The 22,700-nt window shown below is 68.5% G+C and carries 21 protein-coding genes, 2 tRNA genes and 1 pseudogene; 15 read left to right on the top strand and 9 right to left on the bottom strand.

Annotated features, from left to right (window positions below; all coding sequences use genetic code 11):
- Positions 1–280: 280 nt before the first annotated feature.
- From rsmG to rpmH, 6 genes are all read right to left on the bottom strand, one after another.
- On the bottom strand, positions 281–1,297 hold the full coding sequence (gene rsmG, locus Acy02nite_RS22555) for a 16S rRNA (guanine(527)-N(7))-methyltransferase RsmG (protein WP_425548060.1): 1,017 nt from the start codon (positions 1,295–1,297) through the stop codon (positions 281–283).
- 361 nt (positions 1,298–1,658) lie between these two features.
- Positions 1,659–2,243, bottom strand: a complete 585-nt coding sequence (locus tag Acy02nite_RS22550; protein ID WP_203743623.1) for a Jag family protein — start codon at positions 2,241–2,243, stop codon at positions 1,659–1,661.
- Between the two features lie 135 nt (positions 2,244–2,378).
- Positions 2,379–3,410, bottom strand: a complete 1,032-nt coding sequence (yidC, locus tag Acy02nite_RS22545) for a membrane protein insertase YidC (RefSeq protein ID WP_203743621.1) — start codon at positions 3,408–3,410, stop codon at positions 2,379–2,381.
- A 1-nt stretch (position 3,411) separates the two neighbouring features.
- On the bottom strand, positions 3,412–3,669 hold the full coding sequence (gene yidD / locus Acy02nite_RS22540; RefSeq protein ID WP_203743619.1) for a membrane protein insertion efficiency factor YidD: 258 nt from the start codon (positions 3,667–3,669) through the stop codon (positions 3,412–3,414).
- Positions 3,666–4,022, bottom strand: a complete 357-nt coding sequence (gene rnpA, locus Acy02nite_RS22535; protein ID WP_203743617.1) for a ribonuclease P protein component — start codon at positions 4,020–4,022, stop codon at positions 3,666–3,668. The genes yidD and rnpA overlap by 4 nt, the downstream gene beginning before the upstream one ends.
- Positions 4,023–4,059: 37 nt before the next feature.
- Complete coding sequence (rpmH, locus tag Acy02nite_RS22530) at positions 4,060–4,197, bottom strand: 50S ribosomal protein L34 (RefSeq protein WP_067702010.1); 138 nt, start codon at positions 4,195–4,197, stop codon at positions 4,060–4,062.
- 608 nt (positions 4,198–4,805) lie between these two features.
- Between rpmH and dnaA the strand changes: the two genes are divergently transcribed.
- The 6 genes from dnaA to Acy02nite_RS22500 all read left to right on the top strand — a co-directional run bounded on the left by dnaA (position 4,806) and on the right by Acy02nite_RS22500 (position 12,733).
- Positions 4,806–6,638 carry a chromosomal replication initiator protein DnaA gene (dnaA, locus tag Acy02nite_RS22525; protein WP_239175134.1) on the top strand — a complete coding sequence of 611 codons (1,833 nt, stop codon included), beginning with the start codon at positions 4,806–4,808 and terminating at the stop codon, positions 6,636–6,638.
- A gap of 1,668 nt (positions 6,639–8,306) precedes the next feature.
- Positions 8,307–9,440, top strand: coding sequence for a DNA polymerase III subunit beta (gene dnaN / locus Acy02nite_RS22520; protein WP_203743612.1), 1,134 nt, complete (start codon positions 8,307–8,309; stop codon positions 9,438–9,440).
- Positions 9,441–9,479: 39 nt separating this feature from the next.
- Positions 9,480–10,352, top strand: a complete 873-nt coding sequence (gnd, locus tag Acy02nite_RS22515; protein WP_203743610.1) for a phosphogluconate dehydrogenase (NAD(+)-dependent, decarboxylating) — start codon at positions 9,480–9,482, stop codon at positions 10,350–10,352.
- Positions 10,353–10,355: 3 nt separating this feature from the next.
- The gene (recF, locus tag Acy02nite_RS22510) at positions 10,356–11,486 is read left to right on the top strand and encodes a DNA replication/repair protein RecF (protein ID WP_203743608.1); all 1,131 of its coding nucleotides are present in this window, start codon (positions 10,356–10,358) and stop codon (positions 11,484–11,486) included.
- Positions 11,487–11,729: 243 nt separating this feature from the next.
- Positions 11,730–12,377 (top strand): DciA family protein, encoded by a 648-nt coding sequence (locus Acy02nite_RS22505; protein WP_425548059.1) that lies wholly within the window; start codon positions 11,730–11,732, stop codon positions 12,375–12,377.
- Between the two features lie 110 nt (positions 12,378–12,487).
- Positions 12,488–12,733: a hypothetical protein gene (locus Acy02nite_RS22500; protein WP_203743604.1), complete on the top strand. Its 246-nt coding sequence runs from the start codon at positions 12,488–12,490 to the stop codon at positions 12,731–12,733.
- 182 nt (positions 12,734–12,915) lie between these two features.
- On the opposite strand, the gene Acy02nite_RS22495 is transcribed toward Acy02nite_RS22500, so the two are convergent.
- Positions 12,916–13,482, bottom strand: a complete 567-nt coding sequence (locus Acy02nite_RS22495) for a hypothetical protein (protein ID WP_203743602.1) — start codon at positions 13,480–13,482, stop codon at positions 12,916–12,918.
- 524 nt (positions 13,483–14,006) lie between these two features.
- On the opposite strand from Acy02nite_RS22495, the gene gyrB reads away from it, so the two are divergent.
- The 8 genes from gyrB to Acy02nite_RS22460 all read left to right on the top strand — a co-directional run bounded on the left by gyrB (position 14,007) and on the right by Acy02nite_RS22460 (position 21,220).
- On the top strand, positions 14,007–15,959 hold the full coding sequence (gyrB, locus tag Acy02nite_RS22490; protein ID WP_203743600.1) for a DNA topoisomerase (ATP-hydrolyzing) subunit B: 1,953 nt from the start codon (positions 14,007–14,009) through the stop codon (positions 15,957–15,959).
- A 124-nt stretch (positions 15,960–16,083) separates the two neighbouring features.
- The gene (gene gyrA / locus Acy02nite_RS22485; protein WP_203743598.1) at positions 16,084–18,597 is read left to right on the top strand and encodes a DNA gyrase subunit A; all 2,514 of its coding nucleotides are present in this window, start codon (positions 16,084–16,086) and stop codon (positions 18,595–18,597) included.
- A 3-nt stretch (positions 18,598–18,600) separates the two neighbouring features.
- Positions 18,601–19,503, top strand: a complete 903-nt coding sequence (locus tag Acy02nite_RS22480) for a DUF3566 domain-containing protein (RefSeq protein WP_203743596.1) — start codon at positions 18,601–18,603, stop codon at positions 19,501–19,503.
- Between the two features lie 77 nt (positions 19,504–19,580).
- A tRNA-Ile gene (locus tag Acy02nite_RS22475) sits at positions 19,581–19,654 on the top strand.
- Positions 19,655–19,755: 101 nt separating this feature from the next.
- Entirely contained in the window at positions 19,756–19,884 is a 129-nt protein-coding gene (locus Acy02nite_RS46610; RefSeq protein WP_014687105.1) for a DLW-39 family protein, read from the top strand.
- A 10-nt stretch (positions 19,885–19,894) separates the two neighbouring features.
- A tRNA-Ala gene (locus tag Acy02nite_RS22470) sits at positions 19,895–19,967 on the top strand.
- 133 nt (positions 19,968–20,100) lie between these two features.
- Positions 20,101–20,694, top strand: a complete 594-nt coding sequence (locus Acy02nite_RS22465) for a DUF6461 domain-containing protein (RefSeq protein WP_203743594.1) — start codon at positions 20,101–20,103, stop codon at positions 20,692–20,694.
- Positions 20,695–20,785: 91 nt separating this feature from the next.
- Positions 20,786–21,220 carry an NUDIX domain-containing protein gene (locus Acy02nite_RS22460; protein ID WP_203743592.1) on the top strand — a complete coding sequence of 145 codons (435 nt, stop codon included), beginning with the start codon at positions 20,786–20,788 and terminating at the stop codon, positions 21,218–21,220.
- A 27-nt stretch (positions 21,221–21,247) separates the two neighbouring features.
- Here Acy02nite_RS22460 and Acy02nite_RS22455 read toward each other — a convergent pair whose 3' ends face one another.
- Positions 21,248–21,697 (bottom strand): hypothetical protein, encoded by a 450-nt coding sequence (locus Acy02nite_RS22455; protein ID WP_239175099.1) that lies wholly within the window; start codon positions 21,695–21,697, stop codon positions 21,248–21,250.
- 110 nt (positions 21,698–21,807) lie between these two features.
- On the opposite strand from Acy02nite_RS22455, the gene Acy02nite_RS22450 reads away from it, so the two are divergent.
- Positions 21,808–22,359 carry a YbaK/EbsC family protein gene (locus Acy02nite_RS22450; protein WP_203744166.1) on the top strand — a complete coding sequence of 184 codons (552 nt, stop codon included), beginning with the start codon at positions 21,808–21,810 and terminating at the stop codon, positions 22,357–22,359.
- 93 nt (positions 22,360–22,452) lie between these two features.
- On the opposite strand, the pseudogene tnpA reads toward Acy02nite_RS22450, so the two are convergent.
- Positions 22,453–22,700 (bottom strand): annotated as a pseudogene (tnpA, locus tag Acy02nite_RS46605) (IS200/IS605 family transposase); the annotation flags it as partial.

Here is a 22,700-nt window from a genome sequence, read left to right as displayed (position 1 = left end):
CCGGCTGGAAGTCCCGGCCGGGCGTCGGCACCTCGGGCACCGGCGGGCGATCCGCCACCTCATCGGCACCGATCGGGGTCACACGAGGATTGGCAGTCGGCGAGTGCTCGACCGCGTCAGCGCGGGACGGATCGGAGCCGCTTACCGGGCGCCCCGGCCAGGGATGGTCGACCCTGGGGCTTTCCTGGGCACGGGACCGCTCCGGACGTACATCCGAAGCCTTTGATGGGTTAGGGCGCGCATTGCGCGCAGTCCGCTTCCTCGCACCCCGCCGGCCCATCTATCCCCTCCGTGGATTCCCCCGTCCGCCGCCGCGGCCGTCACCCGACGCCCCGCCACCGGACCCTCCGGCCCGGCCACCTTGACCGAACCGACCGCCACCACCACCGCCCTGACCAGAACGTCCATCGGACCGGTTCTGACCGGCGCGACCGCCGCCATCCCGCTGGCCGCGACCCCCGGCATCGCCCTGACCGCGACGCCCGTCCGAGCGATCCTGACGCGCACCGTCACCGGAGTCGCGCTGCCGGCCGTCGCCGCCGACGCCGCCTCGTTCGGTTCGGTCGTCGCCCCGGCCGGAGCGACGACCGGCGCCGGCAGCACGACCCTTGTCACGCGCGGGAGGCGCCACCTCCCGCTCCTTGACGATCTCGACCACCGTTGCCGGGGGGTCGATCAGTCCGACCCCGCAGAGCCGGATCTCCGGCTGCCCACCACCGATGCGCGCGATCGCGGCTCCGTGCTCACCGATCTCCTCCTCCGCCGACGCCCCCTTCAGGGCCAGCAGCCTGCCCCCGACCCGGGCCAGCGGCAGGCACCACCCCGCCAGCCGGTCCAGCGCGGCCACCGCCCGAGCCGTGACGACGTCCGCCTCGCCGACCTCACCGAGCACCTCCTCGGCCCGCCCGCGCACGACCGTGACGTTGTCCAGGCCGAGCTCGTCGACCGCCTCGGTTAGGAAAGCGGTACGCCGAGCCAGCGGCTCGACCAGCGTGATCCGAAGATCAGGACGAGCTACAGCGAGCACGATACCGGGCAAACCGGCGCCAGAACCCACGTCGACCACTGAAGCCCCGAAAGGGAATAAAGAGGACATAACTCCGCAGTTCACCAGGTGGCGTTCCCACAGCCGGGGCGTCTCCCGCGGACCGATCAACCCGCGCACGACTCCCTCGGTAGCGAGTAGCTGAGTGAACCGCCCCGCCAGCTCCAGCCGGTCCCCGAAGACCTCGGCAGCGACCGCCGCGATCTCGGCAGGCGGACGCCGGACATCGACGGCCGAGAGATCCACCGGCACCGGGGAACCCGTGCCACCGGGAGAAAGCCCTGGCCTGGACGCGTACGACGCCGAAGCCGGCGGGTCGCTCGGCGAGGAAGAGGGAGTCTCGGACGGATCCATGGACGCGGACACGGGAACCTCCGACGAGACCGTGGGCAGATGAGGCACCGAGGCCGGGAAAGCCGGCGGGACCGCGCCGGGCGCGGGCGACTCGGACGATGCCGGTGCCGGCGAGGACGAGGTGAAGGAAGGAACTGACGGCGGCGGTGCGGACACCGGACCCGCGGAAGACGGGGGCGAAGACGCCGGGAAAGACGACGGCCCGGGCGTTGAGCCGCCCGGGCCGAGGTCACCCGCGCCGAAGCGGGGGTCGGTCATCTCAATCCGCCACGCGAACCACGATGCGCCGGTTCGGCTCCACACCCTCGGACTCGCTCTGCACGCCCGGGATCGCGTTCACCACGTCGTGCACGCACTTGCGCTCGAAAGCCGACATCGGCTCGAGGCGGACCGCGTCGCCGTGCTCCTTGACCTTCTCCACGGCGTTACGGGCGACCGCGGCGAGTTCCTTACGCCGCGTGGCGCGGTAACCGCCGATGTCGAGCAGCAGCCGGCTCGGTGACCCGGTGGCCCGGAAGATCGCCAGTCGGGTCAGCTCCTGCAGCGCCTCGAGTGTGGCGCCGCGCTGCCCGACCAGCGGCTGCAGCCGGCCGCCGACCACCTCGACCATCGGCCGGCCGGCCGAGACCAGCTCGTCGATGTCACCGTCGTAGTCGAGGATGTCCAGCAGACCCTCGACGTAGTCCGCGGCGATCTCGCTCTGCCGGAACAGGTCGCTGTCCGAGGCGACGCTCTCCGACTTCTTCGCCTCCGTGGAGGCCTCCTCCGTTGGCGTCGCCGAGGCAACCGATTCCGTAACCGGAGCGGAGGAGTCGGAGGCAGGGGGAGTACTGGTGTCGGTCACGGTTCATCTCCGTTGTCACTCGGGCCGGACCGAAGTCGGTCCGCTGTTTCCCGCGCCACCGGCTTGCATACGTGTCGCGGGGAGGTCTGTAGCAAGGGGAGCGCGCGGGACCCTGATCCGGGCCCCGCGCCGCGATCATCCCTTGGGTTTGTTCGCCGGCCGGGCGCCCTTCTTCGGATTCACCGGTTTGGCGCCGGGCTTCGGAGCGAGCGCCTTGGTGTCGACGACCGGAGCCGGCTCCTCGACCGCGTTCTTCTTGCCGAAGAGTCCACCGCTGCGGCCGGACTGCACCGGGCTCTTCACGCCCTTGGCGTCGCTCGCGGTCGCGGTGGCCGGGCGCGCGCTGGAGCCGGTCTTCGCGCCGGCCATCTGCGGCGGCGGGAACTTCCGCAGCACCCACTGCTGCTGGCCCAGGGTGAACAGGTTGTTCGTCACCCAGTAGATGACGACACCGATCGGGAACAGCGAGCCGGAGATGAGCAGCGAGAACGGGATGCCGTAGAGCATCAGCCGCTGAATCATCTTCTGCTGCGGGTCCTCGGCCCAGCCGGTCTTCAGGATCATCTGCCGGCTGGTGAGGAACGTGGTCGTCATCATCAGCAGGATCAGGACGGCGGCCAGGATCTTCACCGTGGTGCCGTTCGCGCCCAGGGCGGCCAGCTCGGCGTCGGTCGAGCCGAACTTGGCACTGATCGGGGCGTTGAACAGGTGCGCGCCGGACGCGCTGGTGAACTGCTCGAGCGACCAGCCGTAGATCGTCTTCAGACGTTCCGGCAGGTTCGGGTTCAGGTGGCGCAGCACGTGGAACAGGCCCAGGAAGACGGGGATCTGCAGGACCATGGGAAGGCAGCCCATCAGCGGGTTCGCCTTTTCGGTCTTGTAGAGCTCCATCATTTCCTTCTGGAGCGTCTCCCGGTCGCCCTTGTGCTTCTCCTGCAGAGCCTTGACCTTCGGCTGCAGCGCCTGCATCGCGCGCTGGCTCTTGATCTGCTTGACGAAGACCGGGAACAGGATGACGCGCAGCGTCACCACCAGGAAGAAGATGGAGAGGACCCAGGACCAGTTCGTGCCGAGCACGCGGTCGTCAGGGATCCCGATCGCATCCCACAGGGCATGCCAGCGAAGGAGGATCCACGAAATGGCGTAGTAGATCCAGTCGAGACTCAATCTAATCTCCAGTCACATCGGCAGGACGGTGACGGATCGGGTCAGGCACCGGGTCGTACCCGCCAGGGTGGAAGGGATGACAACGCAGGAGCCGCCAGATCGCCAGGCCTGTCCCTCGCAAGGCGCCGTGCCGCGCCAGGGCCTCCTGGGCGTACGCGCTGCACGAGGGGTAAAACCGACAGCGGGCCGGCAACGCCGGACTCAAGTATCGACGGTACGCGACGACCACAGCGGTCAGGAGCCGGGCAGCCAGGCTCATCGCGGCCGCCGGGGGCGACGTGCGGAGGCCAGCGCGCCGGTGAGATCCGAGTCGAGCTCCGCGAAGCCCGCCTGAGCGGCCGGCGGCAGCGCCCGCACCACCAGAGAAGCGCCTGGTGGGAGGTCGGCCAGCAACGGCCGGACCAGGTGGCGCAGCCGACGCCGGACCTTGTTCCGCACCACCGCGTTGCCCACGGCTTTGGATACGACGAAGCCGGCGCGCGCCGTGGAGGCGTGCGCCGGCTCCTCGATAAGCAGGTGAACGACCAGGGTCCCGCGGCCGGCTCGGCGGCCACCGCGGATCGCTGCGGCGAACTCCGCGCTACGCCGCAGTCGCTGCGTCGCGGCCAGCACGGCTACCTGGACATTCCGGCCCGGCTAAGCGGTCGGCTCAGGCCGACAGCGTGCCGCGGCCCTTGGCACGGCGGGAAGAAAGGATGGCGCGGCCGGCACGGGTGCGCATGCGCAGCCGGAAGCCGTGGGTCTTGGCGCGCCGGCGGTTGTTCGGCTGATAGGTGCGCTTGCTCACGTCACAACTCCGTCTTCAACTACGTCAGGGGGCATCCGCTGCAAGACGCCACTTTATCAGAGCGCGGCGGAGCAACCGCTCAACCCTACGCACGGCGGTTGCAGCGGTCAACCATATCCTGGATCGGCACGCCGTCATGCAGGAACCCGAACGACCAGCAGGTCTTTCCACGCACAAAGTGAATCTTTTCCTGCGAACGGGCGGCGCTCGCCTGGGACAGCGGTTGTAGTCCCCCGGCAGGCGCTGTTAGCGTGCGCGGTTGCTGGTCTTACCCGTCCGTTCGCATACCGCGAAGCGGCGGCCAAAACCGGACAAGCAGGTGGATCGTTCGCCATGGTGAGCCTGTTTCAAGCCCGCGCCGCTACAGGCTCCGGTGATTCTGCCGACCATCCGGCCGGGAGCGCCATCGGCACCGTCACGGGTTGTGGATAACCTGTGGATAGCCGGTGGCGCCGTGCGTGTTCAGCGCGTTGACTGTGCTGGGTTGGGGGAGCCGATCGGTCGCCTGCACGGGCGCCGACAGGCACAGGGAAGGCCGGACACAAGGTCCACCGGGGGTCGGTGGCGATGGGGGTGGCGCGGCGGTGGCCGATCAGGTCGACCTGGGCATGCTGTGGCAGGACACACTCAGCGAATTGTCCGAGGAGATCGCTTCCCGGCAGCAGCGTGCCTACCTCCGGTTCACCCGTCTCCGGGCCATCGTCGAGGACACCGCGCTGCTGTCGGTTCCGGACGCGTACACCCGGGACGTGATCGAGCTGCGGCTGCGGCCGGCGATCACCGAGGCCCTCACCCGGCGGCTGAACCGGCCGATCCAGGTCGCCGTCACGGTCCGCCCACCGGAGGACGGGACCGGCATGCCCGGCACTGTCTACGGCACCCCGGTGGAGGCCGAGTCCGAGCCGCCGCCCCGCGACGCGCAGCCGATGCACTACGCCGACGCGCCGCGCAACCCGGATCCCCGGCCGTTCCAGCCCGAGCTTCCGGCCTATCCGCCGGAGCAATCGGCGTACCAGCAGCAGGCCTTCGGGCCGGCGGACCGCGCGCCCGAGCCGTACCCGACGGGTTCCGCGCAGCACTCCGCGCCGGCCGGGCCCTACGGGCGTAACGCCGCCTCCGCCCGCGACGGCCAGGAGGCGCTCTTCGCCGACCCGATGCCGGCCGCGCCGCAGGTCAACCGGCCCGCCCCGGCACGCGCGCCGGAGAAGGGCCCCGAGCGCGAGATGCCCCCGGCGCCGAACGAGGCGGCCGCGCTGCGGATGCCCGCCGACCCGGCACATCTGCGGGAGAACCAGCGCCAGCTCGACGACCGCCGCGACGACACGATGCCGATGCGCGGCGACAACGGCCCCGGCCGTCCACAGGCCGACCTGCGCGGCCCCGGCGCGTCCCCGCGTCCCGGCGGCCAGGACGGGAACCGGCTCAACCCGAAGTACATGTTCGAGACGTTCGTCATCGGCTCGTCCAACCGGTTCGCGCATGCCGCGTCGGTCGCGGTGGCCGAGTCACCGGCGAAGGCGTACAACCCGCTGTTCATCTACGGCAGCTCCGGGCTGGGCAAGACGCACCTCCTGCACGCCATCGGTCATTACGCGACCACCCTCGGGCACGCGCGCTCGGTGCGCTACGTCTCGACCGAGGAGTTCACGAACGACTTCATCAACAGCCTGCGCGACGACAAGACGCAGGCGTTCCAGCGCCGTTACCGCGACGTCGACATCCTGCTGATCGACGACATCCAGTTCCTGGAGAACCGCGAGCGGACGCAGGAGGAGTTCTTCCACACCTTCAACACCCTCCACAACGCGAACAAGCAGATCGTCATCAGCTCCGACCGCTCGCCGCGCCAGCTCGCCACGCTGGAGGACCGGATGCGCACCCGCTTCGAGTGGGGCCTGCTCGCCGACATCCAGCCGCCCGACCTCGAGACGCGCATCGCGATCCTGCAGAAGAAGGCCGCCCAGGAGCGGATGTACGCGCCCGACGACGTGCTGGAGTTCATCGCCTCCCGGGTCTCCAACTCGATCCGCGAACTCGAGGGCGCCCTCATCCGGGTGACCGCGTTCGCCAGCCTGACCCGCTCCCCGGTGCAGCTCTCGCTCGCCGAGGAGGTCCTGCGCGACTTCATGCCCGACGGCGCCGGCCCGGAGATCACCGCGGACCAGATCATGGTCTCCACCGCTGACTACTTCGGCGTCTCCCTGGAGGACCTGCGCGGGCACTCCCGCAGCCGGGTGCTGGTCAACGCGCGACAGGTCGCCATGTACCTCTGCCGCGAGCTCACCGACCTGTCGCTTCCCCGGATCGGTCAGGCATTCGGCGGCCGCGACCACACCACCGTCATGCACGCGGACCGCAAGATCCGGCAGCACATGGCCGAGCGCCGGTCCCTCTACAACCAGATCGCCGAGCTCACCAACAGGATCAAACAGAACACCTGATTTCGGTACGGCGTCAGCACCGTCCCGCAGCACCGTCCCCGAGCGCTGCCGAGCTCCTACAGCCGGCAGCGCTTCGTCGTCCGCGGGCCGTCCATCGCTATCGCACCGCCTCCGACGACACTGCCGACCAGATCACGCGTCGTCCGCGTCGTCGTCCACACGCGTCTCGGCGCTCGTCGCCGTCCGGGTGGCCGTCCGCGCGCCTCGGCACTCGTCGAGGGCACGTCGTCGAGTCGAGGATCGCGGCGCCCCACTCCGGCCGCTGGTGCCTCGCCGGGCTGAACTGACAGATCGGCACGCTCTCCGCTCCACTGATCACCAGCGGTCGGGACGGTCCCCGGGACGCGGATGTGCGACGCCGGCGCCGGGTGTGGACAACCGGTGGCGTACGGGAAATCCGGGTTTTGCACAGCGACGACGCCCCGCCGAGAAAGCAGCGTTTCCCACAGGCACCTGACAACAGCTCTGAGCTGGGACAACACGGCTGTCCACACGTTTATCCACGGCTTTCACCGCGTTACCCACAGATTTATCCCCAGATTTGGCTCTGACCTGGAGAGATTGACATTCTTCCATGTGAACTTTCTTGTGCGGTCGGAGCGAACTTGTCAACGTCGGAACGGGTCAGTTTCGTGCCAACGTTGTCCACACTCGTCCACAGGCATCCACAGGCTTCGTCCCCAGACGGTGGATAACTTTTAGGTCGTTAACCACAGATGTGGACAACTCCTGGGGAAATCGATGTGGACAGACACGGAGAGTTAGCTGCTAGTCAGCTGCCTGTGGACGAGTGTGGATAGCCTGTTGAAGGTTCTGGGGACAACGTGACGCCGGCGTCTCGGCGTCGTCCACAGGTCGGGGGACAAACCCGGTGGATAACCGGTGGATAGCCTGTGTACAACGGTGGATAACCCTGTTGGCGAACCCCGGGTGTGGACAAGTAGGCATGGTTGTACCCCGGTTACCCACATGTGAATCACCGGTGGATAACCCTCTCACCAGCGGAAACGCGGGTTCTCCACAGAATGCACAGGACCGATGAAGACGACTAGTTATCTCTCTAATAGATAAAAAGAAATCATCAGCGTGTGGAAAGGCTGGTCGGCCTGCCTCCGGGCCGTGGAGGGCACAGGTCGGGAAGAGCCAGCACCAAGGAGCCAGGTGCCTCGGTCTGCCCTGTCACCGTCGCGCTCGGGCAGTGCGCCGGAGCGACTTCATCAAGAGCCGGGTGTCAGCCTCCGAGGCGCGAACGATCCCGCGCATCACCCTGTCGCCGATCGGATCCCCGAAGAGAGCACCGAGAAGGTGTAGACGCGCCCTTCCGGGTCGATGGAGAGTTAGCACCCGTGAGCGTCGCTGCCCCGCCGCGGTGGAACCCGCCCGGCTGGCACCGCACACTCGCACCGAGCTCCAGCACCGCACTCCAGCAGAGGTCGTAGCCGCCGCTCCCGCCACAACGCCTGAGGGCCCACATTCAGCCGGACGGCGTCAGCACCGTGGAGTGGCGGCATTTCGCTTCTCCGGCGAAGCAAGGCAAGGTAGGTCCGTGCCGTCAGGCTCGGCGGGTCCTGCCTGCCGCACCCGGGGTCGGGCACACGTCAACACGGTCAGCGCCATAGAGTTTCAGTGGGCTCCACGCCCCGTAGAGGAAGCATCGCGGAGGACAGCATGAAGTTCCGGGTGGAGCGAGACTCGCTCGCCGAGGCCGTCGCCTGGACGGCCAAGAGCCTGCCGAGCCGGCCGTCAGTGCCGGTGCTCGCCGGTGTCCTGCTGCGAGTGACCGACGGCCGCCTGCAGGTCTCCGGGTTCGACTACGAGGTCTCCAGCCAGGTCTCCGTCGAGGTCCAGGCGGATGCGGACGGCGCCGCGCTGGTCTCCGGCCGCCTGCTCGCCGAGATCACCAAGGCGCTGCCCGGCAAGCCTGTCGACATCGCCGCTGTCGGCGCTCACCTCGAGCTGGTCTGCGGCAGTGCGCGTTTCACCCTGCCCACGATGCCGGTGGAGGACTATCCGACCCTGCCGGACATGCCGTCCAGCGCGGGGACCGTCGACGCCGCTACGTTCGCCTCAGCGGTTTCCCAGGTGGCCATCGCGGCCGGCCGGGACGAGACGCTGCCGATGATGACCGGTGTGCGCATCGAGCTGAACGGCACGACCATGGCGATGCTGGCCACCGACCGCTACCGGCTGGCCATGCGGGAGATCGAGTGGAACCCGGACGACCCGGAGATCAGCCTCAACGCGCTGGTCCCGGCGAAGACGCTGAACGACACGGCCAAGGCGCTCGGCCCGGGCGGTGGCTCGGCCACCCTGGCACTGGCACAGGGCAACGCCGGCGAGGGCATGATCGGTTTCGCCGGTGGACAGAAGCGCACGACCAGCCGCCTGCTCGACGGGGCGAACTACCCGCCGGTGCGCTCGCTCTTCCCCGCCTCGCACAACGCCGAGGCCCGGATCAGCGTCTCCGCCCTGGTGGAGGTCGTCCGCCGGGTCGCGCTGGTCGCCGAGCGCACCACCCCGGTGCTGCTCAGCTTCAGCGAGGACGGTCTGGTCGTCGAGGCCGGCACCACCGAGGAGGCGCGCGCCAGCGAGGCGATGGAGGCGGCGTTCACCGGTGAGGCGCTGACGATCGGCTTCAACCCGCAGTACCTGATCGACGGCCTGCAGAACCTCGGCGCGCCGACGGCGGTGTTCTCGTTCGTCGACGCGTTCAAGCCCGCTGTGATCTCGCCCGCTGGCGAAAGTGGCGAAATCATCCCGGGATACCGCTATCTGATCATGCCGATCCGGGTAACGCGCTGATACTGAGCGAGGAACATTCGCACTTCTAGGGGGAAGACCATGCAACTCGGCCTGATCGGTCTCGGCCGAATGGGTGGCAACATGCGGGAACGCCTGCGTGCTGCCGGGCATGACGTGGTCGGATTCGACCACAACGCGGACAAGTCGGACGTTGCCAACCTGGCCGAGCTGGTGGAGAAGCTGGCGGCTCCACGGGTCATCTGGACCATGGTGCCGGCCGGGCAGATCACCGAAGACACCATCAACGAGCTCGCGGGGCTGCTCTCCGAGGGCGACATCATCATCGACGGCGGGAACTCCAAGTTCACCGACGACGGCCCGCGGGCCGAGCGGTTGAAGCCGAAGGGCATCCACTACCTGGATGTCGGCGTCTCCGGTGGCATCTGGGGCTTCACCAACGGGTACGCGCTGATGGTCGGTGGCGACGAGGAGATCGTGGCGCACTGCCAGCCGATCTTCGACGCGCTCAAGCCGGCCGGTCAGTTCGGCTTCGCGCACGCCGGCAAGCACGGCGCCGGTCACTACGCCAAGATGATCCACAACGGCATCGAGTACGGCATGATGCAGGCGTACGGCGAGGGCTACGAGATCCTTCTGGCCTCCGAGCTCGTCGACAACGTGCCGGCGGTCATCAAGAGCTGGCGTGAGGGCAGTGTCGTCAAGTCTTGGCTGCTCGACCTGCTCGACCGTGCGCTCGACGAGGACCCGACGCTCGCCAACCTCAAGGGCTACGTCGAGGACACCGGCGAGGGCCGGTGGACCGTCGACGAGGCGATCCGCCTTGCCGTTCCGGCCCATGTCCTGGCTGCCTCGATCTTCACGCGTTTCGAGTCACGGCAGGCCGACTCCCCGGCGATGAAGGCCGTCGCCGCGCTGCGCCAGCAGTTCGGCGGCCACGCCGTCAAGCGCTGACCCATGCACGTACGCCGGGTCGAGCTCGTCGACTTCCGTTCCTACGGGCGGGTTGCCGTCGATCTCGAACCCGGCGTTTCCGTGCTGGTCGGTCAGAACGGCATGGGCAAGACGAACCTCATCGAGGCGCTGGGCTATGTGGCCACTCTGGACAGTCACCGGGTCGCCACCGACGCGCCGCTGGTGCGGTTCGGTGCCGCCTCGGCGGTGATCCGCTGCGCGATCGTCCACGATGGTCGCGAGCTGCTGGTCGAGCTGGAGATCGTGCCGGGCAAGGCGAACCGGGCGCGGCTCAACCGGTCCCCGGTGCGGCGCCCGCGCGAGGTGCTCGGCGCCCTGCGGATGGTGCTCTTCGCGCCGGAGGATCTGGAGCTGGTCCGCGGCGACCCGTCCGAGCGCCGGCGTTATCTCGACGATCTGCTGGTCGCCCGGCTGCCGCGGTATGCCGGGGTGCGGGCCGATTACGACCGGGTGGTCAAGCAGCGCAACGCGTTGCTGCGGACGGCGTACCTGACCCGCAAGGTGGGCGGCACCCGCGGGCAGGACCTGTCGACGCTGGCCGTCTGGGACCAGCATCTGGCCTATCACGGGGCCGAGCTGCTCGCCGGTCGTCTCGAGCTCGCGGCGGCTCTCGGGCCGCATCTGACCAAGGCCTACGACGCGGTTGCGGCGGGGAAGTCGGCGGCGTCCATCACGTACGCGTCGCGGCTCGGCGAGAACGTGACACCGGACCGCCCGGCTCTGGAGGCGGCGCTGCTGGCCCGGATGCAGGAGCGCCGGCCCGCCGAGATCGAGCGCGGCACGACGCTGGTCGGCCCGCATCGCGACGACCTGGCACTGTCCCTCGGCGAGCTGCCGGCCAAGGGGTATGCGAGCCATGGTGAGTCGTGGTCGTTCGCGCTGGCGCTGCGCCTCGCGGCGTACGACCTGTTGCGGTCGGACGGCATCGAGCCGGTGCTGGTGCTCGACGACGTGTTCGCGGAGCTGGACGCGGGGCGGCGCGACCGGCTGGCGGCGCTGGTGTCCGACGCCGCGCAGCTGCTGGTGACGTGCGCGGTGCCGGAGGACGTGCCGGCCTCCCTGCACGGTGCCCGGTTCGACGTGACGACCGGGTCGGTGACCCGTGTGCCCTGATGCCGGCGGCATCACCCACAGCCTGTGGACAACTGCTGTGGTGTTTTGCGGGAAGAGACCGGTTTTGGACGGTGATCGTCCGGTGCTGCGCGCGGCCCGGCAGGGTGCAGCCGGAACGAATCGCCGTTCTACCGCTCTCAGCGCGTCCTGGGTTCGCCTGATCCGCTCGCCGCAGGGTCCAGTGTGGTCCGGCGTGCCGAGCGGCGCTGGTGCGAGCGTAAGTTGTCCACAGGGGGTGGCGGCATGCCGCGCAAGGTGAGCGGAACGGGTGACGATCGACCGGCCGGGCGACCCGTGGCCGGGGCGGGGCCCGCGCCCTCCGGTGGAGGGGCCGTGCCGGGCGCTGCCGGGGCGCTGCCGGACGCTGCTGATGCCGCTGCCGGTGAGGCCGGGAAGGCCGGCCCGGAGCTGGCCCGCGCGGTGCTGGACGCCGCCCTGGCGAAGCGTCGGTCGGCGGCTCAGCAGCCGCGGCGGCGCACCGGCGGCAAAGGTGGCGAGAAACGGCTGCGCGGCTATTCCGGGCCGGGGCCGGACCCGCGGGACCCGCAGTTGTTCGGTGCGATGCTGGAGCGCCTGATGAAGGCCCGTGGCTGGGAGCGCCCGAAGGCCGAGGCCACCGTCTTCGGTGCTTGGGAGAAGGTGGTCGGGCCGGACATCGCGGCGCACAGCCGGCCGATCAAGCTCGACGGCGGGGTGCTCACCGTCGAGGCCGAGTCCACCGCGTGGGCCACCCAGCTGCGGATGCTGACCGGGCGATTGCTGAAGCAGATCGCCGGCGAGGTCGGCCACAACGTGGTGACCAGGCTGAACATCCACGGGCCGGCGGCGCCGTCGTGGAATCGGGGGCCGCGCCGGGTGCAGGGCCGGGGGCCGCGCGACACCTACGGCTGAGCCGGGATCCCGGTTTCGCTGTGCGGTTCCGGGCTGTCACCGATGAGCGACATTCGGTGAAAGTTCGTCGTACTTGCAACCCTGGCGCGTTTCCCAGCGTCTTAGGCTGCATGGTGCTTCGGCGATTGCTGGCTCTGTCCCTGGTCGTGCTGTCCCTGATCGTGCCGGGCCTGCTCGCGGTCGCGGCGAGTCCGGCGTGGGCCGCCGCCTATTACGGCGGCTCGGTGCCGGACGGCATGCGCTGGTCGCTGTTCCTGGGCACCGGCATCGCGGTGCTGCTGCTGGTGATCGTCGGCGAGATGTGGTGGCTGGCTCGGCAGGACGCTCGTGCTTCTGCCGAGTCCGACGCCTCCTGACGGAAAGGGTGCGGCGCGACCACCCACGGACATCGCCCTTGCGGGCTGAGCGTTCAGGGCGCGTCAGCGCCCTGCTCGGCCCGCAAGGGTCCCCGCGGGAGCGGCGGCGAGGGACCACCCGCCCACCTGGGACCTCAGGAACTTGATCTTCGATCTTGAGGGTCGTGACCGGAAGCGATCGGTCAGTAGTCCGCGAAGATCGCGAAGCCGCGCTCGGCGCAGCGACGGTAGAAACCGGCCAGGACCGCGAGCTCGGTGCGCGCGAAGCTCCAGTGCGGCGCGTTGCCGGCGTCGTCGCGCAGCGCGGCGAGCCGGTGGTCGAGCCAGCGCAACTGCTGCTCGGCGAGGCGGCCGCCGGCGATCGCGGTCCGCATCACCTCCGCCACCGTGTCGAAGGTGACCAGGTCGCCGAACTTCTCGTGGCCCTCGACGAAGCGTTCCAGGCCGCCGGCGATCCAGGCGCAGCCGTCCGGGTCGATCACCGGATCCTCGTCCTCGGCGGCCGCGTCGGTCGCGTAGAGCACGCCCTCGAGCCCCAGCAGCAGGTCGACGAGCTCGGTGTACGCGGTCGCGCGCACGGTGCCGGTCTTGGCGATGTGCAGTGCGAGCGCACCGGTGGGCGCGGCGATCTCCGGGGCGTCGGCGATCGCGCCGAAGTCCACGAACTCGGCGGGAGCCACCGGGTCGTAGTACTGGTTCGTCCGCGGCCAGTGCACCGCGACGTTGTCCAGGCCCTTGTCGTGCGCCATCGGGCAACCCTTCCTCGACATGACCTTGCGGCCCTGCGCCATGCACGGCCCGCGCGGGCGAGGTTACGACACCAGCGCCTGCCGCTGACAGGCAGTGTGGCAGCGACGGCCGATCGGGCCCGGAAGGCGCGCCCGGCTGGCAGCGTTTGCGATTGCGCGGCTGGGCGTTCCGTGTAGGGGGAGACGTGGGAGGCAGGCTGAATCGCGCTACGGGACTCTCAGACGCCCGGAAGGGGTGCGCGCCCTCGCCAACTCGCTTCGGCGGAGTAGAATCGACAGCGACCGGGAAAACTGTGCTTGACGGTGTTCGGACTGCTACACGCAGCCACCTTCGTCACGCTACGCGGTTTTTCCAGCCGATCACGATCCGCGGGCAGCCCGCGGCGACCGGCGTGCATGGTTCCACCGGTGGTCCGCTCTTCTCGCGGTGTCATCAGCCGGTGCGTCGTGCGCGCCGATCGTTGCTGGGTGCCTGCCAACCCCGTGCGGGGCCTTCCGGGCCCGGTGCGAGAAAGCGGCCGAGGGTGGCAGAGAACAATCAGGAGTACGGTGCCGATTCCATCACTGTGCTCGAAGGCCTTGAAGCGGTTCGCAAGCGTCCCGGCATGTACATCGGCTCGACCGGCGAGCGCGGCCTGCACCACCTGATCTGGGAGGTTGTGGACAACGCCGTCGACGAGGCGCTCGCGGGGTACTGCGACACCATCGACGTGGTCCTGCTGGCCGATGGTGGTGTCTCGGTCACCGACAACGGCCGTGGCTTCCCGGTGGACCTGCACCCCAAGTTGAAGAAGCCGGGTGTCGAGGTGGCGCTGACCGTGCTGCACGCCGGTGGCAAGTTCGACAACCAGGCCTACAAGGTCTCCGGTGGTCTGCACGGCGTCGGCGTCTCCGTGGTGAACGCGCTCTCCACCCGGATGGCGGTGGAGATCCACAAGAAGGGCTTCGTCTGGCGGCAGCAGTACAACCTGTCGATCCCGACCGAGCTGATCAAGGGCGAGTCCACCGACAAGACCGGTTCGACCGTCCAGTTCTGGCCGGATCCGAACATCTTCGAGACGGTGGAGTTCGACTACCAGACGATCTACCGCCGGTTGCAGGAGATGGCCTTCCTGAACCGGGCTCTCACCATCAACTTCACCGACAGCCGCCCCGGGTTCGAGGACGAGAACGGTGAGCCCCGCAAGGTCACCTTCATGTACTCGGACGGCATCGCGGATTTCGTCCGGCACCTCAACGCGACGAAGAACGCGATCCACAAGACGGTGATCCAGTTCAGCACCGAGGACGACGAGGCCGGCATGGGCGTCGAGATCGCCATGCAGTGGAACGAGTCCTACGGCGAGTCGGTCTACACCTTCGCGAACCGCATCAACACCCACGAGGGCGGCACCCACGAGGAGGGCTTCCGTTCCGCGCTGACGACGATCGTCAACAAGTACGGGATCGAGAAGAAGTTCCTCAAGGGCGACCAGAAGCTGTCCGGTGAGGACATCCGTGAGGGGCTTGCCGCGATCATCTCGGTGACCCTGCGCGAGCCGCAGTTCGAGGGTCAGACCAAGACGAAGCTCGGCAACACCGATATGAAGAGCTTCGTCCAGCGGGTCGCCAACGAGCAGCTCGCCGACTGGTTCGACCGCAACCCGGCGGACGCCAAGCTGATCATCACCAAGGCCGACCAGGCCGCCCGCGCCCGGATTGCCGCGCAGCAGGCGCGCAAGCTGGCCCGCCGCAAGTCGCTGCTGGAGTCCGGCTCGATGCCGGGCAAGCTGGCCGACTGCCAGTCCACCGACCCGCGTGAGACGGAGCTGTTCATCGTCGAGGGTGACTCGGCCGGCGGCTCGGCGAAGCAGGGCCGCTCCAGCAAGTACCAGGCGATTCTTCCGATCCGCGGCAAGATCCTGAACGTGGAGAAGGCCCGGATCGACCGGGTGCTGAAGAACAACGAGGTCCAGGCGCTGATCACGGCGATGGGCACCGGCATCCACGACGAGTTCGACATCAGCCGGCTGCGGTATCACAAGATCATCCTGATGGCCGACGCCGACGTCGACGGCCAGCACATCCAGACCCTGCTGCTCACCCTGCTGTTCCGCTTCATGCGGCCGCTGGTCGAGCAGGGCCACGTCTACCTGGCCGCCCCGCCGCTTTACAAGATCAAGTGGAACAAGCGCGGCGACGATGCGCAGTACGCGTACTCCGACCGTGAGCGGGACGGGCTGATCGCGCTGCGCCAGCAGAAGAAGCCGAACGCCAAGCCCGACGACATCCAGCGGTTCAAGGGTCTCGGCGAGATGAACTTCCACGAGCTGTGGGACACCACGATGGACCCCGAGACGCGGACGCTGCGCCAGGTCACCCTGGACGACGCCGCGGTGGCCGACGAGTTGTTCAGCGTGCTGATGGGTGAGGACGTCGAGGCCCGGCGGTCCTTCATCCAGCGCAACGCGAAGGACGTCAGGTTCCTCGACATCTGAACTCCCGGGGTTGCACTGCTGGTCACGTGTCCACAGCGAAGGGCACCTTTCCACAGTGTTATCCACAGCAGTTCGCGGGTCTTTGGCCGAATTTGTCTGGCTTCACCTTGAGTAAGGGTTAACAGTGACTGACATTCCCGAACCCCCTGACGGCGACGCTTCCCCGGAGGAGACCGGCGGCGGTGTGACCCAGCGCGTCGAGCCGGTGGGTCTCGAGGTCGAGATGCAGCGCTCGTATCTCGACTACGCGATGAGCGTCATCGTGGGCCGCGCGCTGCCGGACGTCCGCGACGGCCTGAAGCCGGTGCACCGCAAGATCCTCTATGCGATGTACGACGCCGGCTTCCGCCCCGACCGTGGCTACGTCAAGTGCGCGCGCGTCGTCGGCGACGTGATGGGCAACTACCACCCGCACGGCGACTCGTCCATCTACGACGCCCTGGTCCGGATGGGCCAGCCGTGGTCGCTGCGGTACCCGCTGATCGACGGCAACGGCAACTTCGGCTCGCCGGGCAACGACCCGCCGGCCGCCATGCGTTACACCGAGTCGAAACTGTCCCCGCTGGCGATGGAGATGCTGCGGGACATCGACGAGGACACCGTCGACATGCAGGACAACTACGACGGGCGTACGAAGGAGCCGACGATCCTGCCGGCCCGCTTCCCGAACCTGCTCGTCAACGGGTCCGAGGGCATCGCGGTCGGCATGGCCACCAAGATCCCGCCGCACAACCTGCGGGAGATCGCGGCCGCGGTCCAGTGGTGCCTGGACAACATCGAGGCCGACGAGGCGACGATGCTCGAGGCGCTCCTCGAGATCGTCAAGGGTCCCGACTTCCCGACCTACGGCCTGATCGTGGGCCAGCAGGCGATCCAGGACGCGTACCGGACCGGGCGTGGCTCGATCCGGATGCGCGCGGTCGTCGAGGTCGAGGAGGACCAGCGCGGCCGGCCGTGTCTCGTGGTGACCGAGCTGCCGTACCAGGTGAACCCGGACAACCTCGCCGAGCGGGTCGCCGAGCTGGTCAAGGAGGGCAAGCTCACCGGCATCGCCGACATCCGGGACGAGTCGTCCGGGCGTACCGGCATGCGGCTGATCCTGGTCCTCAAGCGCGACGCGGTCGCCAAGGTGGTGCTGAACAACCTCTACAAGCACACCCAGCTGCAGGAGACCTTCGGCGCCAACATGCTGGCGCTGGTCGACGGCGTGCCGCGGACGCTGAATCTGGCGCAGTTCATCCGCTACTACGTCGACCACCAGATCGAGGTCATCCGCCGGCGTACGGCGTACCGCCTGCGCAAGGCCGAGGAGCGCGCGCACATCCTGCGCGGTCTGGGCAAGGCGCTGGACATGCTCGACGAGGTCATCGCCCTGATCCGGCGCTCGCCCACGGTGGAGGACTCCCGCCAGGGCCTGATGACCCTGCTCGACGTCGACGAGATCCAGGCCACCGCGATCCTCGACATGCAGCTGCGCCGCCTGGCCGCCCTGGAGCGGCAGCGGATCATCGACGAGCTGGTGAAGATCGAGCTCGAGATCGCCGACTTCAAGGACATCTTGGCGAAGCCGGAGCGGCAGCGGGCGATCATCTCCGACGAACTCGGCGAGATCGTGCAGAAGTTCGGGGACGACCGGCGCACCCAGATCATCCCGTTCGACGGCGAGGTCTCCATGGAGGACCTCATCGCGCGCGAGGACGTTGTGGTGACCATCACACGAACTGGTTATGCGAAGCGCACCAAGGTCGACATGTATCGATCCCAGCGGCGCGGCGGCAAGGGTGTGAGCGGCGCTACCCTGCGACAGGACGACATCGTCTCGCACTTCTATGTGATCTCGACCCACGACTGGATGCTGTTCTTCACGAACAAAGGCCGGGTATATCGGGCGAAAGCCTACGAACTTCCCGAAGCGAACCGGACGGCCAAGGGTCAGCACGTCGCGAACCTGCTGGCGTTCCAGCCGGACGAGCAGATCGCCCAGGTCATCCAGATCCCGAATTACCAGGTCGCGCCCTACCTTGTGCTCGCCACTAAGAATGGTCTCGTGAAGAAGACCCGCCTCGACGAATTTGACTCCAACCGCAGCGGTGGCATTATCGCCATCAACCTGCGGGAGGATGACGAATTGGTGGGCGCGGCTCTGGTGGCACCGGAGGACGACCTCCTGCTCGTGTCCAAGCACGCCCAGGCCATCCGGTTCAACGCGACCGACGAGGCGCTGCGGCCGATGGGGCGCGCGACCTCGGGTGTGATCGGCATGCGCTTCGGCGACAACGACGAGCTTCTCGCCATGGAAGTGGTGCGCGACGACATGGATGTGTTGGTCGCCACCAACGGTGGGTATGCGAAGCGAACGCCGATCGAGGAGTATCCGGTGCAGGGGCGTGGCGGCAAGGGGGTGCTCACCGCGAAGATCACCGAACGACGTGGTGGACTTGTCGGCGCTCTGGTGATCAGCCCGGAGGATGAACTGTTTGCCATCACCAGCAATGGTGGTGTCATCCGGACTCCCGTGAAGCCTGTACGGCGCACACGGGATCGGAACACAATGGGGGTCAAGCTGATGGACCTCCCTGAAGGTGTAACCATCGTGGCGCTTGCTCGCAATGCCGACGAGCCTGACGAACAGGACTAGTTGATGCCGGAGACACAGGCGAAGTCGGGGGGCCCCGGGAGCTCAGCAGCTCCGGGCGATGCGGCGAAGAATGACAGCGCCGCAACGCCTGGACGCGAGTCCGCTGGGCGCGCCGCTGTCCCCGCCGATGCCCCGTCCCCGCCGAAGTTCACCAGGGCGCCGGGCATGGCCCCGCCGCCGGGTGAGCCGTCCGCTGCCGGGCCGGAAGCCGATGCCAAGCGCCAGCAGCCCGGCGGGCCCGCTGTGGCCAAGGCCTCGGCGGCGGTGCCGGTTGTGACCAAGGGCAAGGGCGCCGCGCCCGGTGCTGCCCAGTCGCGCCCCGGGACGACCCCCGGGACCGTCACGGGCTCCGCTGCGCGCCCGGCGGGCAGCGGCCCCACGGTGACCCCGCCCGGTGCCTCGAAGCAGCGCACCGCGCCGGTCAGCGGGACGGCCACGCCGGCCGGCTCGAGTGGGACGTCGGCGGTCGGGGCCGCCCGGGTCTCCGAAGCGGTTCGTTCGGCTCGCTCCACGGTGTCCTCGGCTGCCGCGCGCGGCCCGCGCCGGGCGCGGCTGAACCTCAAGCGGATCGACCCCTGGTCCGTGATGAAGTTCGCGTTCGCGGTCTCCATCGTGCTGTTCATCGTGGTGGTAGTCGCGACGTCGGTGCTCTACCTGGCGCTGGACACCATGGGCGTGTGGACCTCGGTCAACGACAGCCTCAAGGAACTGGTCAGCGCGAGCGGCGGCTCGGAGGCCTCCGGCGGCTTCCGGATCACCGCGTGGGGCGTCATCGGCACGTCGATGCTGATCGGCGCGGTCAACGTCGTGCTGTTCACGGCGCTGGCGACGCTCGGGGCGTTCATCTACAACGTCTGCGCCGACCTGGTCGGCGGCATCGAGCTGACGCTCGCGGAACGCGACTGACATGCCTGATCGGGTTGTGAGCCACCCCCGTTTTGGTGGCTCGCAACCCGATGCGGTAATGTTCTGTCCGCAGGTGAGGGGCTATAGCTCAGTCGGTTAGAGCGCAGAGCTGATAACTCTGAGGTCGATGGTTCGATTCCATCTAGCCCCACGAGCGATCGGGCGATCCTGTCCGCACGGATGGCGCGGACTTGGGTCGCCCATTGTTTTGCTCGCCCAGTTGCGTCTCCCGTCCCAGAGTGGGGGTAGTTGATGCTCAAGAAGCTTCTGATCGTGGCCGCCGTTGTCGGTGCTGCCACCCTGGTGGTCAAGAAGGTCAAGGCCTCCAGCGACGAGCGAGCCCTGTGGCACGAGGCGACCACCGCTCCTGATCTGCGCTGAGGCGCTGTCCGGGGCCCTAGCTCAACTGGCAGAGCACCGCCTTTGCAAGGCGGGGGTTAGGGGTTCAAGTCCCCTGGGCTCCACAGACTTCTCAAGCCCTCACCATTTGGTGAGGGCTTCAGCGTTTTCCCGGCGTTCGTTTCCAATACGGACAGATCGACAGCACATCTCATTCTTTGCTTTACCGGACGTCTAAATGTTTGGTCTACTGACGCGGTGAGACGGCGGGTTCTTCTGGCGGCGGTGGTCCTGGCGCCGCTGGCTGGATGCGGTAAGTCGCGGGCGGGGCTGGCGAGCCAGAGCCGGACGAACCTGACCGACACCAGCAGTGATCAAGGACACCTGTGGGTCGGTCCGGACGGCCCGCTGGCACGGGGCTTCTGCCTGACGATGGTGAGCGGGCTGTCCCCGGAAGCAGCGGTGAAGGCGATCGGCGGGACGATCTCCGAGCAGGTCACCTGGCCGCAGGTGGTCGGCCCCGGTGACGGTGAGGAGAACGCCGCTCGGTATTTCCTCGGGGTGAGCGGGTTCGGCCGGTGGACGATGCTCCTCGAGGACGGTCCCGGCAGCCTGGGGATGACCGAGGCGATCGCGGAGCCGCTCTCCAAGGGGCGCACCGTCGTGGCGTACCGGGGGAATGCCGCGGGGCGCGGGACCCGGCGGCTCTACGAGCGGGGCCGGCTGAAGACCGAGGTGGCCGACCACACCGAGACGGCGATCACGTTCATCGAGAAGAAGACCAGGCTGAAGCTGAGCGGGGCGATCCTCGCCAAGAAGGACTTCCTGCTGGTCACCGTTCCGAAGGTTTAGCTACGCATTAGCCCGGTCTGGGTCTGCCAGTTATCCACAGAGGAACGAGGAAATCCTGCGTACGGCCATTCCGGCGGTTAGCCTGCGACTCGTGAGCGAACGAAGGCGGGCTGCCGCCGTGATCGTGCGGGACGGCCGCGTGCTGATGGTGCACGAGCGCAGCCGGCGATCCGGGGGCGGCGAGTGGTGGACTCTGCCAGGTGGTGGGCTGGAGCCCGGTGAGACCGCCGAAGATGCGGTGCGCCGCGAGGTCTTCGAGGAGACCGGGCTGATCGTCAGCGACTTGAGGTATGTGCTGGAGATGCCGTACCCGTCGGGGATGACGTCGGTCTTCGCGGTGACGGTGGCGGACGGCGAGCCGCGGGCCGGGCGGGATGACGGGAAGGGGCCGGAGCCGCTCGGGCTGGACTGGCTGCCGGTGCCGGAGCTGCCGATCGAGACCAGCGGGGTGGCGGTGCCGCCGCTGATGGTGGTGCTGCCGACGATGGGGCCGCCGGTGGAGCGGGCCGCCGCGGGCGATCGGTAGGAAAGCGCGCGGCGGGGCAGGCTGCGGTCAGACCGAGGCCGACTCGGAGACCGAGGAGGTGCTCTCGGCCTGGGCCGTGGCGATCGCGCGGTGTCGCTCCGCCACGAAGTAGGCGGCGGCCGCGGTGTAGCTGAAGGTCAGCAGCAGCCCCAGGATCCGAACCGAGGCGGGCGGGTAGGGCAGCATCGCGATCGTGAGCGAGGCGACTGCCCAGCTGGCCAGGAGCACGGTGTTGATCAGGTCGTTGCGGCCCCAGCGGCCGGCCCGGCGGTGGGCCTGACGCTGGATCTCCACGGTGAACGCGTGGGCCATGCCGAGCGCCAGGAGGGCCAGCAGAATCGTCGCGAAGACCGAGTGGTGGCCGCCGCCGATCGCGGCCATGGCGGTGGCGCCGGTCATCAGGGCCAGGCCGCTGACAGTGCCGACGCGGGGCGTGCGGCGTTCTGAGATGAGCTCCTCCTTCACAACCTCAGACATTCGGCATGATCCGCCGAAACCTGAGCGGTCGTGGCCTTACGGAGGTGCCCGGCCCCGGTCCGCTGGTCGTCTGGCTGCGCGGTCGGACTTGGGTGATGATGACGGGCGTGATGGGAAGCCTGCAGACCGAACCTGCCCAGTCTCGACCCGATCTGCTCGCGGTGCCGGTGGTCAAGGCGCTGTCGATGTGGCCGGACGAGGCGCCGATCGACGTCGATCAGGTGCTGGTGGCGCCGATCGATCCGGGCCTTGCCGACACCGCGGCATTCTGCGAGGCGTACGGGGTGACCCTCGCCGAGTCGGCCAACTGCGTGATCGTGGCGGGCCGGCGCGGAGAGGTCACGAAGTACGCGGCGTGCGTCGTCCTGGCCACCACGCGGGCCGACGTGAACGGAGTCGTCCGGCGGCATCTCGACGTGCGCAAGTGCAGCTTCGCGCCGATGGAGGAGGCGGTGTCGCTGACCGGGATGGAGTTCGGGGGGATCACGCCGATCGGGCTGCCCGCCGACTGGCCGATCCTGGTCGATTCCCGGGTGATCGCCGCGCCGCACGTCATCGTGGGATCCGGGGTGCGGCACAGCAAGATCGCGGTGGCCGGGCCGGCGCTCGGCGCACTCCCGGGCGCGCACGTGATCGAGGGGCTGGCCAGAGAACTCGGCTGAGCCTGCGCGCTACCGGAATGCGGGCCAGTGCTCCGGCCTTCAGGCCGGGGGTGAAGGCCCGCGCTGGGAGGGCCGTCAGGCCCGAGCAGTGCCTTAACCGGGACGGTTCTGCTGCTCGATGTACTGCTTGATGGCGCTCAGCGGGTGTGCCGCCGACAGACCCGGCGAAGTACGAACCCGACCAGAGCTTGTTATCCCGATAGTAGTGGCGTACCAGGTCGGGGAACTCCTGTCGCAGGCGGCGCGAGGAGACGCCTTTCAGGCTGTTGACCAGGCGGGCCGCGGCGACCTTGGGTGGGAGGTCGACGAGCAGGTGACATGGCTGTCGGCTCCGTTGAACG

It is taken from the genome of Actinoplanes cyaneus (genome assembly GCF_016862095.1).
GTDB lineage: Bacteria > Actinomycetota > Actinomycetes > Mycobacteriales > Micromonosporaceae > Actinoplanes > Actinoplanes cyaneus.
Note: the sequence above shows the minus strand (reverse complement) of the source record. Positions and strands in the feature narration are given on the sequence as shown.

Coding starts and splice junctions, on each gene's coding strand:
- dnaN (WP_203743612.1), top strand. CDS start 8,307: ATGAAGTTCCGGGTGGAGCGAGACTCGCTCGCCGAGGCCGTCGCCTGG.
- dnaA (WP_239175134.1), top strand. CDS start 4,806: ATGCTGTGGCAGGACACACTCAGCGAATTGTCCGAGGAGATCGCTTCC.
- gnd (WP_203743610.1), top strand. CDS start 9,480: ATGCAACTCGGCCTGATCGGTCTCGGCCGAATGGGTGGCAACATGCGG.
- Acy02nite_RS22450 (WP_203744166.1), top strand. CDS start 21,808: ATGGGAAGCCTGCAGACCGAACCTGCCCAGTCTCGACCCGATCTGCTC.
- Acy02nite_RS46610 (WP_014687105.1), top strand. CDS start 19,756: ATGCTCAAGAAGCTTCTGATCGTGGCCGCCGTTGTCGGTGCTGCCACC.
- yidD (WP_203743619.1), bottom strand. CDS start 3,669: ATGAGCCTGGCTGCCCGGCTCCTGACCGCTGTGGTCGTCGCGTACCGT.
- recF (WP_203743608.1), top strand. CDS start 10,356: ATGCACGTACGCCGGGTCGAGCTCGTCGACTTCCGTTCCTACGGGCGG.
- Acy02nite_RS22505 (WP_425548059.1), top strand. CDS start 11,730: ATGCCGCGCAAGGTGAGCGGAACGGGTGACGATCGACCGGCCGGGCGA.
- Acy02nite_RS22495 (WP_203743602.1), bottom strand. CDS start 13,482: ATGGCGCACGACAAGGGCCTGGACAACGTCGCGGTGCACTGGCCGCGG.
- Acy02nite_RS22455 (WP_239175099.1), bottom strand. CDS start 21,697: ATGTCTGAGGTTGTGAAGGAGGAGCTCATCTCAGAACGCCGCACGCCC.
- Acy02nite_RS22480 (WP_203743596.1), top strand. CDS start 18,601: ATGCCGGAGACACAGGCGAAGTCGGGGGGCCCCGGGAGCTCAGCAGCT.
- Acy02nite_RS22500 (WP_203743604.1), top strand. CDS start 12,488: ATGGTGCTTCGGCGATTGCTGGCTCTGTCCCTGGTCGTGCTGTCCCTG.